Origin of the sequence: Polaribacter sp. (assembly GCF_965660385.1) — a bacterium.
In the GTDB taxonomy this organism is placed as follows: domain Bacteria; phylum Bacteroidota; class Bacteroidia; order Flavobacteriales; family Flavobacteriaceae; genus Polaribacter.
The window spans coordinates 47,864-62,739 of record NZ_CBFHZT010000004.1 but is presented as its reverse complement, the minus strand read 5'-3'; the positions used below and the strand labels follow the sequence as shown (position 1 = coordinate 62,739).

Here is a 14,876-nt window from a genome sequence, read left to right as displayed (position 1 = left end):
AGCTTTTGATACCTCCAAAAATTGAGAATGTTTTTATTGAAATCCTAGTAAACCAAGAAGGAGTTATCAATAAAATTGTTGCAGGTAAATTTGCAGCAAAAGAGTTTACAGAAAATACATCAATTTTTAATAGTTGTCCATATCTTTTTGGTACGCTAGAAGCGTTACCCAATCAAGAAAATTATTTGATTGAGGGGATGATTATCAGTTCTGATAATGAAGAATATAATGTGGATATGGAATTGTATAAAGATCAAGAAGCCATAACTATTTTAATTCACAATAGAACACACATTTATAAAACCATATCAAAACTCAACCAAAATAGAAACGATTTGTTTTTTCTAGAAAAAGAAATTGCAGAAAAAAACAAACAATTGGCTATTTTGCGAAAAGCATCAGACAAAGCCAACGAAGAGAAATCGAGATTTTTGGCAATGATGAGTCACGAAGTTCGAAATCCTTTAAATACTATTTTAGGGTATACAGATTTAGTATCTCAAGAAAATTTAAACCCAAAAGTTAAAGAATATGTTGGTTATTTAACCATAGCAGGAAAAAATTTAAAAGTAATTGTTGATGATATCTTAGATTTATCGAGAATAGAAGCTGGTAAATTAGAGCTGGTATCAGAAGAAATCAATATCAACGCAATCTTAAAAGGCACATTTTTGAATTATAAAATTCAAAATAAAAATAATTTAGTTGCTTTAGAGTTTTTAACATCTAATAAAATACCTGAACTACTTTTAGGAGACGCTGTTAGAGTTACTCAAGTTATAGCCAATTTAATGAGTAATGCATCAAAATTTACCCAAAAAGGAAAAATAACTTTGCAATCAGAACTACTATCAGAGAACGAAACTACATCAGAAATACGAATTAAAGTTAGTGATACTGGTAGAGGAATGACTGCTGAACAAACTGTAAAGATTTTTGAAGAATATGGGCAAACAGAATTAAATGATAACAGAATTCATGGGGGTGCAGGCTTAGGATTATCTATCGTAAAAAGATTGGTAAGTGCTATGAATGGTTCCATTACTGTTAACAGTGTTTTGCATCAAGGCACTAGCTTTTCTGTAGATATTCCTTTTCAAAAAGTATTTAATAATTCACTCAAAAAAGAACTAAAAAACGATACTTTACCTCTTAAAAACTTAAAAGGTAAACGTGTTTTGTTAGCGGATGATGATTTATTAAATCAAAAAATTACAGGCTATTTTTTAGAAAAAGAGCATGCTATCTTAACGTTAGTAAATAATGGATTAGAGGCGTTAAATGCTTTAACAAATCATGATTTCGATGTGGTTATTTTAGATATTCACATGCCAGAATTAACAGGTGAAGAATTGATTAAAAAGAAACCCAATTTGTCCAAAAATATTACTTCCCCTTTTTTAGCGCTAACAGGTAATGCAACCCCTGAGTATAGGGATGAATACATGAAATTGGGGTTTGAAGAGGTTATCTTTAAGCCATACAGACCTGTAGAATTGATTGGTAAAATTGTAAGTTGTTTGTAAAATAAAAAGCTTCAAAAGATAAAAATCATTTTATTATAATGAAAAAATTTGATGTTGTAATTGTTGGTGGTGGAACAGCGGGTATGCTTTTAGCTAGAGAGTTAGGAAAGTTAAAACACAACGTATTACTTTTAGATAGAAAAAAAAATTTGCTAGAGTTTTCTTTCAATACTCTTGGAAGTTTTATGAATGTAGATGATTTTGGTTTTACACAAAACGTAATAGCACAAAACATAAATACGGTTTCTTTGGTGTCTAAAAGAGTAAAAAGAAATATAAAATCAAACCTATATATTCTTGATAAAAAACAAATTCATGTTGAACTTTTAAACGCCATTGATGGTAATTATGTTACAATAAAAACAGGTGTACACATTAAAAATATAGAGACAGATAACCATGGAAATTTTACAGCTGTATTAGATCAAAATAAAGAAAAATATATTGCAAAATTATTTGTTGATGCATCTGGTACAACTGGTGTATTGAGTAAAAAAGTAGGCCTAATAGCTAAGAAAACGCAATTAGCTACAGGAGTAGAATACAATGTAAAGTATTTAGGAAAAGCTACTGAAATGCACCTCTTAATTGGTAAAGTATTTCAAGGAGGTTATGGATGGATTTTTCCGCTAAAAAACCAAAGAGCCATTATCGGTTTTGGTACGTTTGATGATAAAATTGTAAAAGATTTAAAAAATAGATTACATAAAATTTTAGAATTACTTGCCATTAAAAAATTGGTAATCAAAGATAATGTTAAAGTAGAAGGAGGGAGTATTCCTATTACTCCTGTGTTAGACAAGTTTATAGTAAATAATTTAGTATGTGTGGGCGATGCTGTTTCGCAAGTAAACCCAATTGTAGGCGAAGGTTATAAGTTTATTTTCGAAGCTGCAATTATGGCAAGTAAAGCTATACATACATCATTAGAAAACAATGATTTAAGTTTATTGAAAAACTATGAAACTGATTGGAAAAATCGTTTTTTAGCCAATTATCAACGATCAAAAAGAGCTCAAGAACGTTTTTTTAAATATTCTCAAAATAGCCTTTTGATGGATTATGTGTTGTTGATATCTAAATTATATCCAGATGCTAGAGCAATACGTTCTTTATCTGGTGAATATGGATTAGAAAATAGTTGATTTTTTAAGAGAAATATTTTTTAGAAGCATTCCAATATACATCCATTTCTTCGAGAGACATTTCAGATAAGGTTTTCCCTTCATTTTTGGCAGCTTTTTCTAAAAATTGAAAACGATTGATAAACTTTTTATTGGTTTTTTCTAAGGCATTTTCAGGATTCACCCCAATAAAACGAGCATAATTAATCATAGAAAACAAAACATCACCAAATTCTTTTTCAATGTTTTCTTTATGGTTGGCTTTAATTTCTTCGTTTAATTCAGAGAGCTCTTCTTGTACTTTTTCCCAAACCTGCTCTGGTTTTTCCCAATCAAAACCAACTCCAGCCACTTTATCTTGAATTCTATTGGCTTTTACAACAGCAGGCAAGCTCTTTGGGACACCCTCTAAAACCGATTGCTTACCTTCCTTGAGTTTTAATTGTTGCCAGTTTCTTTTTACATCGTTTTCATCTTTAACCTTAACATCTCCATAAATATGAGGATGTCTATCAATCAACTTATCGCAAATACTATTGGCAACATCAGCAATATCAAAAGCCTTTTGTTCACTTCCTATTTTTGCATAAAAAACAATGTGCAACAACACATCACCCAATTCTTTTTTAATTTCTGGTAAATCATTGTCTAAAATGGCATCAGCTAATTCGTAGGTTTCTTCAATAGTTAAATGGCGTAAACTCTCTAACGTTTGTTTTTTATCCCAAGGACATTTTTCACGTAAATCGTCCATAATATCCAAAAGGCGATTTATGGCTGCTAATTGATCTTTCCTTGAGTTCATGTTTAAGTTTTAACTACTAACTACTAACTACTAACTACTAACTACTAAATACTAACAACTAAACTTACTTCTCACTTTCTTCAGAAACCGATTCAATTTTAGAAAAATCAAAACCAGTTTCAATCAATAGGTTAAACCACTGAATTACTTTTTTAATGTTAGAGGTGTATACTCTTTCATCATCATAATTAGGTAAAACTTCTGCAAAAAATGAAGCTAATTTTTTACCACTTTCTTTGTGAGATATGGCTTTTGCACCTTCTGTTTTTTCTGAAATTGCTTTAAAAACTTCTAATAAAGGTACATCTTCCTCATAGGTGTAAATAGCAATATTTTCTAATAAACTTACGTTTTGAGTAGAGTTTACAGCCAACCTTTTTTGATCTACTAAAGATTCTACAATAATTGCATTTTTAGATTGAGATACTACTTGAAACAATCCTGGTTTACCTGAAACCGATATAATTTTACTAAATTCCATTTGTATATTTTTATGTCATCTCGAGCGCAGTCGAGTGGTTATTTACCTTTTTTTAAGTTTGGAAAACGCATTCTGTAGTCTGCTCTTATTTTTCCTTTAGATATATTTTCTAATTTCTTTTTTAGTAATCTTTTTTTGAGTGATGATAATTTGTCTGTAAACAAAATACCTTCAATATGATCATACTCATGCTGAAAAACCCTTGCTGCAAGGCCTTCTAAAACTTCTGTATGTGTTTTAAACGCTTCATCGTGATAAGTTATCGTAACTTTTGGCTGACGATTAACATCTTGACGAACATCAGGAATACTTAAACATCCTTCATTAAAAGCCCATTCTTCACCTTCTTCTTTAATGATTTGTGCATTAATAAAAACTCTATTAAATGTTTTTAAAGTAGCTCTATCACTTTCATTTAAGTCTTCATCTTCAGCAAATGGGGAAGCATCAATAACAAATAAACGTATGGCTTTACCAATTTGAGGTGCAGCCAAACCAACACCAGAAGCATTGTACATGGTTTCTTTCATGTTCGCAATAAGCTCTTTTAAATTGGGGTAATCTGCATCAATTTCTATACACTGTTTTCGTAAAACAGGATCTCCATAAGCTACAATTGGTAAAATCATTTTTCTTTTTTTATCGTTTGCAAAAGTACAATTTCAAATTACGAACTACCAAACTTTGAATTCATAATTTAAAGTTGGCGTTTATTGATGATATAAGTAAGATTGTAGAATTATGGTAGCACTAATTTCATCAACAAGTGCCTTATTTCTGCGTTTACTTTTTTTTAAACCACCATCTATCATGGTTTGAAAAGCCATTTTGGATGTAAAACGTTCGTCAACTCTTTGGGTTGGTATATTCGGAATTTCTTTAGATAGTTTTTGTAAAAAAGGTACAATTAGAGTTTCACTTTCACTATCAGTATTATTCATTTGTTTTGGTTTCCCTATTAAAAAGAGTTCTACATTTTCTTTAGAGATGTAATCTTTTAAAAACGGAACTAGGTTATCTGTTGGTACAGTTGTTAATCCAGATGCAATGATTTTTAATTCATCTGTAATGGCTATACCTGTTCTAACTTTTCCAAAATCAATTGCTAAAATTCTACCCAAATCGTATACTTTTTTTGCAAAAATAGAGTTATTTTTTAATAAAGAAGCATTAAGTTTTGTGAGTTAAGATATTAACCTTTTATTTTTTTAAACTGTTTTAGATTTTACACAAGGTTAGGTAATCTGTTTAAAAAACGTATATTCGCTTTGGTTTTTGGCAATCAAATTATATTTGCAAAAATTAAATTATTAAAATGGAAGATATTAGACAAATAATAGAGTCAGCTTGGGAAAATCGTGAATTGTTAAAAGAAGAAAACACGATTAATACCATTAGAAAAGTAGTTGATTTACTAGATAAAGGAACGTTAAGAGTTGCTGAACCAACAACGGATGGGTGGCAAGTAAATGAGTGGGTTAAGAAAGCAGTAGTATTGTATTTCCCAATCCAAAAAATGGAAACTCTAGAAGCTGGTATTTTTGAATATCATGATAAAATACCGCTAAAGAAAAACTTTGCAGCAAGAGGAATCAGAGTTGTACCTAATGCAGTTGCAAGACATGGAGCTTATATCTCTGCAGGAACAATTTTAATGCCAAGTTATGTAAATATTGGTGCTTATGTAGATGAAGGTACCATGGTTGATACTTGGGCTACTGTTGGTTCTTGTGCGCAAATTGGTAAAAATGTACATTTATCTGGTGGTGTAGGTATAGGTGGTGTATTAGAACCATTACAAGCGGCTCCTGTAATTATAGAAGATGGTGCTTTTATAGGCTCTAGATGTATTGTGGTTGAAGGTGTACGAGTAGAAAAAGAAGCAGTTTTAGGTGCAAATGTTGTATTAACCATGAGTACTAAAATTATAGATGTTACAGGTGATGAACCTGTTGAAATGAAAGGAATTGTACCTGCAAGATCTGTAGTAATTCCTGGTAGTTACACTAAAAAATTTGCTGCTGGAGAATATAATGTACCTTGTGCATTAATTATTGGAAAAAGAAAAGAAAGTACCAACAAAAAAACATCTTTAAATGATGCGCTTCGTGAATACGATGTAGCTGTTTAAAGATTATAATTTTATGACTAAGATTACTGCAATTATACCAACTTTAAATGAAGAAATTCATATAGAAGATGCTATAAAATCTGTTGATTTTGCTGATGAAATTATTGTCATTGATTCTTATAGTACCGATAATACAGTAAAAATTGCTGAAAAGCTTAAGGTAAAAATCATCAAACGAAAGTTTGATGATTTTTCTTCTCAAAAAAACTTTGCAATAGCACAAGCAATCCATCCTTGGATTTATATTCTTGATGCAGATGAAAGAGTAACAACTAGCGTAAAAAAAGAAATTTTAGAAGCCGTTCACAACCCTAAAGGTAAAGTTGGTTTTTATGTTCGTAGAAGTTTTTATTTTGCAGGTAAGAAAATTAAATATTCAGGTTGGCAAAGAGATAAAGTAGTTCGTTTGTTTTTAAAAAGTAAGTGCAAATATCAGGGAGTGGTTCATGAAACTATTAAAGCTGATGGCGAGCTTGGCTTTTTTAAAGGTAAAATCGATCATTTTGGATATAAAAATTACAATCATTTTATTTCTAAAATTCATCAATATGGTGAGTTAAAAGCAAAAGAACTTCATTCAAGAGGTAAAAAAGTCACTGCATATCATTTGTTGATAAAACCAACCTATAGGTTGTTTTCACATTTTATTTTAAAAAAAGGTTTTTTAGATGGTTATACAGGTTTGATTCTTTCCATAACCCAAGGTTATGCTGTTCTTACAAGATATATTAAGCTTTGGTTATTGAATAGAAATGTAAAATGAGGTAATGGTGAAAAAAAAGATTTTATTTAACATAATAATAGATTGCATTTACTAGATTCTCAATAAAGTTTACAGATTCTATTGTGTCGGAATGAGTAATACGTTGAAGGCTTCCCGTAAATAAATCAAAATCACCTTCGTGAACTATTTCATTTTCTCCTATTTCAATGTTTTTTAGTTCAGTTTTTAAATCATTTTGATTGATAGAAATTCTTATCCATAACTTTTGACATTTATGGCTTTTGTGCCATATGAAGCTACCTACTTCAATTGGGTTTTGAAAAGATAAATCTATATGACTTGACTTGAGTGTTGGAGAAAAATCATGTTTAATATTAAAGAGTTGTATTTTCCTAAACTTATATTACCAGGTAAGTAAATTAGATGAAACTAAAATTCTCGTATCTTTAATAAAGCAAAACTACTCTTAAAAAAGTAAAATCCTAATGAGACAAACATCAGAAGTAATTTTATCAGAAAAAAAATATTTAGGAGAAGCAAAAATGAGAAATCATTTTGTAGTTTTAGATGAGCCATTAAAAGCGGGAGGAGGAGATATAGGCCCAACACCCGTAGAATATTTATTAACTGCAATTGGGGGTTGTGTTGCGATGACCTTAAGAATGTACGCAGAACGCAAAAATTGGGATTTAGGAAAGATAAAAGTAATCGTTTCGCAAAAAGAAGAATTAAGTCCAACTGGAATTAAAAAATCCTTAATTGAAGACATTTCTTTCGAGAAAGAAATTACGGACGAACAGAGAGCTAAACTATTAATTATAGCTGGTAAATGTCCTGTGGCTAAAATGGTAAAAGGAACAACAGAAATTTTGAGTAGTATTCACTAGTTTATTTTTAAGTGTGCAAGTTTTAAAGCTTGTTTAATTCAAAAAAATCCCTGAACATATCATAAATTGTTCAGGGATTTTTAATGGTTGTTTTAACATGTTATACTACATGCAAAAAATTTCTTTATTTTAGTAGAATTTCGCCACAACCTACTCTTTTACCAGCAGCACCAGAAGGTTGTGAGGTGAAATCATCAGAGCTTGCATGTACAATAATAGCGTGGTTGATAATGTTTTTATTATCATCTTTACAACCAATACACCAAAAATCGCTTTCTTTTTTTAGGGTGGCATTTCCATCATTGTCTGCTATCAAATTCCCTATATCTCCACTATGAAATTCGCCATGTTTCCATTTTCCATGTTTATCTTCTGTAGGATTCCAATGACCACCAGCCGAAGTTCCATCATCTGAAGAACAATCTCCTTTTTTATGGATATGAATGGCATGTTCACCTGGAGTTAAGCCTTTAATTGATGCTTCCATCATTACTTTTCCATTTTTTTCTGTAAAAGTTACAGTTCCTGATACAGTACTTCCGCTTTTCGCAGTAATATTTGCAATTGCTTGTTTTTCTTCTGTTTTAGAACAAGATACTAAAACCATACAACAGGTAATTAGTATTAAGTTTAGTTTTTTCATTATCATAATTTAAAATTTAATTTTTATTCTTTTCTATTTGGGTACCAATTCCACTGAATTACTTCAATAGAATCATTTTTGGTATTTACTATATTTTTAAATTTAGCAACATCACTTAAGCCTCCAGTTCCTCTATAATGGTATGGATAAACTTTCTTAGGTTTAAATGCTAAAACTGCATCAGCAGCACTTTCAACAGTCATAGTATAGGGCAAATTCATACAGATAAATGCTTTATCAATATTTTTTAGATTTCTCATTTCAGGAATATCTTCTGTATCACCAGAAAAATAAATACGTTCACCATCTATGGTTAATAGATAGCCATTTCCTCTACCTTTACTATGAAATTTAAGTGCTTTCTCTCTCAAATTATACATAGGTATAGCTTCAATCGAAAAGTTGCTTAAGTTTTTGGTTTCTCCGTTGTTAATGGTAATTACCTCTTTACAGTTGATTTCCATTATTTTTTCAACAACTGCTTTTGGTGCTATAATTGTGGTTGTAGTAAGATCTAAACTTTGCAAAGTTTTTATATTCATATGATCACCATGAATGTCTGTAATTAATACATAGTCAGGTGTTTTAAAGTTTGAAAAAGATTCTGCACCACCTGTGGGATCTAAATATATGGTTACATCTTTAAAGTTGATAACAGCAGTTGCATGACTTATTGGTGTTATTTTGGCAGATGAAGTATTTTTAGAGGCATATGCAATAGAATCATCGATTTTGGTTTCATTTTTCTTAATTTCTTTTTTACAAGATGCCAATAAAACAATGGCCATTAACAATGGTAAAATATTTCTTTTCATAAATTAGTAGTTAGTTCACTCAAATATAAGGATTAAGAAAACGAATGACTGTTAATGTTTTTTTAAAACCCTTTTAAGGTTAATCTTAATATTTATAAAATCGACTTGTATTAAAAAGCAAAAAGCATCATAATTTTGGATGCTTTGCTACTTTAGTTTTAAATTTTGTAAAAAAAAATCAACCTGTATGTTTTAATCCACTAGACAACGCATTAATAATACTTAGTAATTTTGTTAATAGTTGTTCTTTTTCATTTCCATTATCCATGGTTCTCCATTGTTTTAGATACCTGATATGCAAATTGTGTAGAATAGTTAGTTTATCGTTTCTCCAATAAAAGTTATCATATTGCCCAATTCTTCTTTTTGCAGCAGGTTCATTAAAAAGTTCTTCAATGAGTTGAAAGGCATTATCAAAATCACTCAAAATTTTAGTCATGAAAGTGTCTTTTTCAGCTGTGTCATCATCTAAATCAGCATACACTTTCATAATATCTCTTTGAGACAATATTAAATTCGTTTCGGTTTGTATGATTAAAAACTTTAAAAAAGACCAATCATCAATATTTGATTTTAGGTTTTCAAAATCCTCAGTTTTTTCAGTTTTTAAGGATTTTAATGCACTACCCAAACCATACCAGCCTGTAAGTGAAATACGAGAAAGATTCCAACTAAATACCCAAGGAATTGCTCTTAAATCGTTCAAAGATCTTGTACCAGTTCTTCTTGAAGGTCTAGAGCCAATTTTACTTTTTTCTAAAACATCAATACAAGTGGCTTTACCATAAAATTTAATAAAACCAGGTGTTTCAATAAAATCTCTATAATGTTCAAACGATTTTTGAGATAAGTATTCAATCACATCAAAAGGATATTTTTTATCCTTAGCATCATATTTGCTTAAAATAGTTTGTTTTGCTACACCAGATGCCAAAGCATTTAAATTGTAAGTGCCTGTAACTGGATTACCAAATAATTGCGAAATTGTTTCTCCTTGAACCGTAATTTTAATTGTTCCATTAACTGTGTTAACAGGCATACTTTCTAAAAAACGATGGTATTTTCCACCACCTCTACTAATTGTACCACCAGCACCATGAAAGAAATACGCTTTAAAGTTGTTTTCTGCAGCGGTTTTTGCAAGGTCTTTCTCGGCTTTGTATAAATTCCATTTACTAGAAATTGTTCCACCATCTTTGTTACTATCACTATAACCCAACATTACTTCTTGTTCGTAATTTATTTTTGATGCTCTTTCTTGTGATACTGGATGTTGCAAATATTGTGCTAGTATTTCAGGGCCATTGTGTAAATCTTCTATCGTTTCAAAAAGAGGTACAACTTTTATAGGGGTGTTTAATAGTTGGGTTTCTTTCATCAATAAATACACAACTAATAAATCACTTAAACTACGGGTCATACTTATTATAAACGAACCAATACCTTCAAATCCGTATAAATTTATATGATTTCTAATCACCCTATAACAATCTAAAACATTGTCTGCTTCTTTTCCGTAAGAAATTGAAATGTCTGTTATTTGCGAGTTATTTGCTAAGAGTTTACTTAAATAGGCTACTCTTTTTTCTTCGCTCCAATTTTCAAAATCATAATCTTCTTCATTATTTGACTTTAATATTTGAGCAATCGCTTTATCATGAAAAGCACTATTTTGTCTGATGTCTAATTTCGCTAAATGAAAACCAAAACAATCAACTGCTCTTTGTAGTGAAAATAGTAAGCTTTCAGCAAGACCTTTCATGCCATTTTCTATAAGGATATCTCTAAAAATATTCAAGTCGTCTTGTAAATCTTTACTAGATTTATAATAGCTGTTAGAGTCTGCTACTTTATTAGAAATTGTGTTGTTTAGTTTTACAAGTAATAAGTTAATATATTGTCTCCAAGGTTCGTAAGGATTTCTCTCCACAGCTTTTTTACCAGATTCGCCTAATGCCTTTTTCTTTATATCGATATTCTCTAAAAGTTGAAAAGGAATTGGATTGGTAACTGCAGAAACAGAAAACTTAATGGCAGTTTCTTTTAATTTATCTTGAATTAAAATTAATGCCTTTTTTCTATGGATTTCAAGTGTTTCTTGTGTAATTGTTGGTGTTACAAAAGGATGCCCATCTCTATCACCACCAACCCAACTGCCAAAATTTATTTTAGGAAAAATATTTGGATTTTTAATTTTTGATGGATCCAATCCCATTTCAATCCAAGAGTTTTGTAAATGTGCATCACTTTGCTCTAAAAGCGTAGGGAAAATTTTACTGAAATAGTAAATAACGTTGGCTCTTTCATCTTGTATTTGTGGTTTTTCAAGATATATTTCTCCTGTTCTCCACCATCTTTCTAAAAGGCTAATAATTTCTTCTCTAATGCTATTTTGCTCTAATTTGCTCATAGCTGTATTCTCTCTTTTCGCTAAGAGCAAATACAATTCTCTATGAATTTCGATAACAGTTACACGTTTTGCTTCTGTTGGATGTGCAGTTAAAACAGGAATTACCCGCGTGTTGGCAATAGCTTTAATCATTTCGGCTTCAGAAATGTTTTGATCTTTCCAAATTTTAAAAGCTTCACCCCAGCTACCTCTAATACCATAAATTTCATTTTCATTTTCACTTTCTCTACGATATTGTGTTGCTGCATTTTCTTCAACCAAAGTCATCAATTGAAAATAAATACTTAAAGATTGTACAACTTTATCGTCTGACAGTTGTTCTTTACCAAGCTCAGAAAAAGTGTTGTTTTTAATAAGTTCAACAACTTCAACTTCTTTTATTCTTAAAAGCATTTCAGTATAACAACCAATAATAAAGTTTCTTTTTTTTGTAATTTTTTTAAATTCGTTTTTCGTGTTTGTCATTTTAATCTTGATTTAAATGCAGTAATTTTGCATATAATTTCATGGCAAAAATAAGAGAGATTTACTCAGAATTAGATGATTTAAGTCATATCGCTAATTTTTTTTAAAATTTAGTTTACCTTCGTTTTTTTAAAATCAAGCTTAAAAATGAGTAGAACAATTAAAGATTATGTTGTTGTAGGTTTAAAGGGGATGGCTATGGGTGCTGCAGATGTGGTTCCTGGTGTTTCTGGAGGTACAATTGCTTTTATATCTGGTATTTATGAGGAATTATTAGGTTCTATAAGCAACGTAAAAATAGGCCTTTTTAAAACACTAAAAAATGAAGGTATAAAAGCAGCGTGGAAAGAGTTGAATGGTAATTTTTTGCTAGCATTATTTATAGGGATTTTTATCAGTATTGTATCTTTAGCAAAAGCAATTAAATATTTACTAGAAAACGAACCCATTTTATTATGGTCTTTCTTTTTTGGGTTGGTTTTGGCAAGTGTAATTTACATTGCCAAACAGATTACTAAATGGAATTTTATTTCGGTTTTAGCCTTAGTTATTGGCGCGTTTTTAGCGTATTATATTACCACTTTAAACCCTTTGGTTTCTGAAAATTCTTCATCTTTATATATCTTTTTTGCGGGTGCAATAGCCATTTGTGCAATGATTTTACCAGGTATTTCAGGCTCATTTATTCTCGTTTTATTAGGGGCATATAAACCTGTTTTAGACGCTGTTAATGATCGCGATTTTAAAACAATTTTGGTGTTTATGGTTGGTGCTGTTGTGGGTTTATTATCTTTTTCTAAAGTGTTAAAATGGCTTTTTGCTCATTATAAAAATTATACTTTAGCTGCTTTAACAGGCTTTATTATTGGCTCTTTAAATAAAATTTGGCCTTGGAAAGAAACCTTAACCTGGCGCACTAATTCTCATGGAGATCAAGTGCCATTTAATCAACAAAGTATTTCGCCACTTTCTTTTGATGGTGATGCCCAATTAACCTTTGCAATTATTTTGGCAATTATTGGTTTTTCGTTAATTTTATTGATGGAAAGATTAGCAGTAAAAAAGCAATAAATGCAGCAAGAAAGAACTTTTGCAAAAAAAATAATGTTATTTATTAAGGGCTTAGCCATGGGAGCTGCCAATAAAGTGCCAGGAGTTTCTGGGGGCACAGTTTCATTTGTTTTTGGTTTTTATGAAGAGTTAATTTACTCTTTTAGAAAAATAAATTTAGTGGCTTTTAAATTGTTAATTAATGGGCGATTTAAAAGCTTTTTTAAATATATAAATTCACAATTTTTATTACTAGTAATGGGAGGTAGCATATTTAGCTACTTCAGTATTTCTTTAGTTTTAGATTTTTTTTTAGAAAATTACGAGCTCTATGTTTGGAGTTGGTTTTTTGGGATGATTATTGGCTCCATTTATTATATAGGTAAAGATTTTGGAGAATGGAATAGCACCAACATTATTTCTTTACTAATTGGTGCAGCTGTAGGTATTAGTATCAGCTTTTTAACACCAGCAAAAGAAAATGACAATCTTTGGTTTGTGTTTCTTTGTGGTATTATTGGAGTCTCTGGAATGACGCTCCCAGGGCTTTCAGGCTCTTTTATTTTAATTTTGTTAGGTAATTATGTATTGCTTTTAGTTGATTCTGTAAACGTTTTATTTAACATTATTACCAATGTTTTATCAGGTAATTTTAAGGTGTTTTCTGACCCTCTTAAAATGAAATATTTAAAAATTATTGCTGTGTTTACAGCAGGATCTGCATTTGGCTTAGTCTCTATATCTCATGTTTTAGGTTATGTTTTAAAACGATGGCATAATATTGTAAATGCTATTATTATTGGTTTTATCACTGGTTCTTTAGGTATTGTTTGGCCTTGGAAAAAAAAGGTATACGTTACCGAAGGTGAAACGTTTTTATTTGATATTGACGGACATAAAATTATAAAGAATTATGAGCGTTTTATGCCAGATATCTTAGCGAAAGAAACAGCTATTGCAGTGCTTTTTATTATTATTGGTATAAGTTTAATTTTAGGAATTGATTATTATGAAAGAAAAAGAACAAAATAAATTATTTGGTTTATTAGGTAAAAATATAGCGTATTCTTTTTCAAGAGGATATTTTACAGAAAAATTTAAAGAGCTCGATTTAGAAAATCACAATTATGTTAATTTCGATTTACAACAAATTGAAGATTTGCCCTCAGTAATTAAAGAAAACAAGCATTTACAAGGTATGAATGTTACCATACCTTATAAGCAAGATGTAATGGGGTTTTTACATGAGCTAGACAAAACAGCTGAAGATATTGGAGCAGTAAATACCATAAAAATAACAAAAGAAGGTAATTTCAAGGGCTATAATACAGATGTAGTTGGTTTTGAGAATTCAATTCTTCCTTTATTACAAACACATCATAAACATGCCTTAATTTTAGGTACTGGTGGCGCATCTAAAGCAATAGCATATGCTTTAAAAAAAAATGATATAAAATTTAAGTTTGTTTCTAGAAAACCAAAGAATAATCAACAAATTTCTTACGATGGTTTATCAGAAGAAATAATAAAAAAATACACAATAATTATAAATGCTACTCCTTTAGGTACCTCTCCAGATATAGAAAAATGCCCAAATATTCCTTATCAATTCATCACTAACAAACATTTACTTTACGATTTAATATACAATCCGCCTTTAACCACTTTTTTATCTAAAGGAAAAGAGAAAGGTGCCATTGTTAAAAATGGTTTAGAAATGTTACAGCTACAAGCAGAAGAATCTTGGAGAATTTGGAAAGGTTAAGTAATTATCAATTTTACTTATCAATTTATCTTGCAATTACTGTAAGTAGT

At 30.2% G+C, this 14,876-nt stretch carries 15 protein-coding genes; 8 read left to right on the top strand and 7 right to left on the bottom strand.

All coding sequences use genetic code 11. The features are described 5' to 3' along the window. Positions 1 to 5: 5 nt before the first annotated feature. A complete protein-coding gene (locus tag ACTG3V_RS02315) occupies positions 6 to 1,526 on the top strand; it encodes an ATP-binding response regulator (RefSeq protein WP_439130510.1) in 1,521 nt (506 codons plus the stop codon). Positions 1,527 to 1,564: 38 nt separating this feature from the next. Further along, positions 1,565 to 2,671, top strand: a complete 1,107-nt coding sequence (locus ACTG3V_RS02310; protein ID WP_439130509.1) for a lycopene cyclase family protein — start codon at positions 1,565 to 1,567, stop codon at positions 2,669 to 2,671. Positions 2,672 to 2,675: 4 nt separating this feature from the next. On the opposite strand, the gene mazG is transcribed toward ACTG3V_RS02310, so the two are convergent. The 4 genes from mazG to ruvX form a co-directional block, all read right to left on the bottom strand. After that, on the bottom strand, positions 2,676 to 3,455 hold the full coding sequence (gene mazG, locus ACTG3V_RS02305; RefSeq protein ID WP_439130508.1) for a nucleoside triphosphate pyrophosphohydrolase: 780 nt from the start codon (positions 3,453 to 3,455) through the stop codon (positions 2,676 to 2,678). 64 nt (positions 3,456 to 3,519) lie between these two features. Further along, a complete protein-coding gene (locus tag ACTG3V_RS02300; RefSeq protein WP_439130507.1) occupies positions 3,520 to 3,936 on the bottom strand; it encodes a DUF5606 family protein in 417 nt (138 codons plus the stop codon). 38 nt (positions 3,937 to 3,974) lie between these two features. Next, on the bottom strand, positions 3,975 to 4,565 hold the full coding sequence (gene def / locus ACTG3V_RS02295; protein ID WP_439130506.1) for a peptide deformylase: 591 nt from the start codon (positions 4,563 to 4,565) through the stop codon (positions 3,975 to 3,977). A gap of 81 nt (positions 4,566 to 4,646) precedes the next feature. After that, on the bottom strand, positions 4,647 to 5,057 hold the full coding sequence (gene ruvX, locus ACTG3V_RS02290) for a Holliday junction resolvase RuvX (RefSeq protein WP_439130505.1): 411 nt from the start codon (positions 5,055 to 5,057) through the stop codon (positions 4,647 to 4,649). Positions 5,058 to 5,251: 194 nt separating this feature from the next. On the opposite strand from ruvX, the gene ACTG3V_RS02285 reads away from it, so the two are divergent. From ACTG3V_RS02285 to ACTG3V_RS02275, 3 genes are all read left to right on the top strand, one after another. Then, positions 5,252 to 6,067 (top strand): 2,3,4,5-tetrahydropyridine-2,6-dicarboxylate N-succinyltransferase, encoded by an 816-nt coding sequence (locus ACTG3V_RS02285; protein WP_439130504.1) that lies wholly within the window; start codon positions 5,252 to 5,254, stop codon positions 6,065 to 6,067. Positions 6,068 to 6,080: 13 nt separating this feature from the next. Next, complete coding sequence (locus ACTG3V_RS02280) at positions 6,081 to 6,830, top strand: glycosyltransferase family 2 protein (RefSeq protein ID WP_439130503.1); 750 nt, start codon at positions 6,081 to 6,083, stop codon at positions 6,828 to 6,830. A gap of 446 nt (positions 6,831 to 7,276) precedes the next feature. Next, positions 7,277 to 7,678, top strand: a complete 402-nt coding sequence (locus tag ACTG3V_RS02275) for an OsmC family protein (RefSeq protein ID WP_439130502.1) — start codon at positions 7,277 to 7,279, stop codon at positions 7,676 to 7,678. Positions 7,679 to 7,802: 124 nt separating this feature from the next. Here ACTG3V_RS02275 and ACTG3V_RS02270 read toward each other — a convergent pair whose 3' ends face one another. From ACTG3V_RS02270 to ACTG3V_RS02260, 3 genes are all read right to left on the bottom strand, one after another. Continuing rightward, complete coding sequence (locus tag ACTG3V_RS02270) at positions 7,803 to 8,321, bottom strand: superoxide dismutase family protein (RefSeq protein ID WP_439130501.1); 519 nt, start codon at positions 8,319 to 8,321, stop codon at positions 7,803 to 7,805. A gap of 23 nt (positions 8,322 to 8,344) precedes the next feature. Next, positions 8,345 to 9,136 carry an MBL fold metallo-hydrolase gene (locus ACTG3V_RS02265; protein WP_439130500.1) on the bottom strand — a complete coding sequence of 264 codons (792 nt, stop codon included), beginning with the start codon at positions 9,134 to 9,136 and terminating at the stop codon, positions 8,345 to 8,347. A gap of 178 nt (positions 9,137 to 9,314) precedes the next feature. Continuing rightward, the gene (locus ACTG3V_RS02260) at positions 9,315 to 12,011 is read right to left on the bottom strand and encodes a phosphoenolpyruvate carboxylase (protein ID WP_439130499.1); all 2,697 of its coding nucleotides are present in this window, start codon (positions 12,009 to 12,011) and stop codon (positions 9,315 to 9,317) included. A gap of 147 nt (positions 12,012 to 12,158) precedes the next feature. On the opposite strand from ACTG3V_RS02260, the gene ACTG3V_RS02255 reads away from it, so the two are divergent. The 3 genes from ACTG3V_RS02255 to ACTG3V_RS02245 are packed head-to-tail and all read left to right on the top strand — an operon-like array spanning position 12,159 to position 14,826. Continuing rightward, on the top strand, positions 12,159 to 13,082 hold the full coding sequence (locus ACTG3V_RS02255; protein WP_439130498.1) for a DUF368 domain-containing protein: 924 nt from the start codon (positions 12,159 to 12,161) through the stop codon (positions 13,080 to 13,082). Beyond that, positions 13,083 to 14,093, top strand: coding sequence for a DUF368 domain-containing protein (locus ACTG3V_RS02250; protein WP_439130497.1), 1,011 nt, complete (start codon positions 13,083 to 13,085; stop codon positions 14,091 to 14,093). After that, the gene (locus ACTG3V_RS02245) at positions 14,071 to 14,826 is read left to right on the top strand and encodes a shikimate dehydrogenase family protein (protein WP_439130496.1); all 756 of its coding nucleotides are present in this window, start codon (positions 14,071 to 14,073) and stop codon (positions 14,824 to 14,826) included. Before ACTG3V_RS02250 ends, ACTG3V_RS02245 begins: the two co-directional genes overlap by 23 nt. The last annotated feature ends 50 nt before the right edge of the window (positions 14,827 to 14,876 follow it).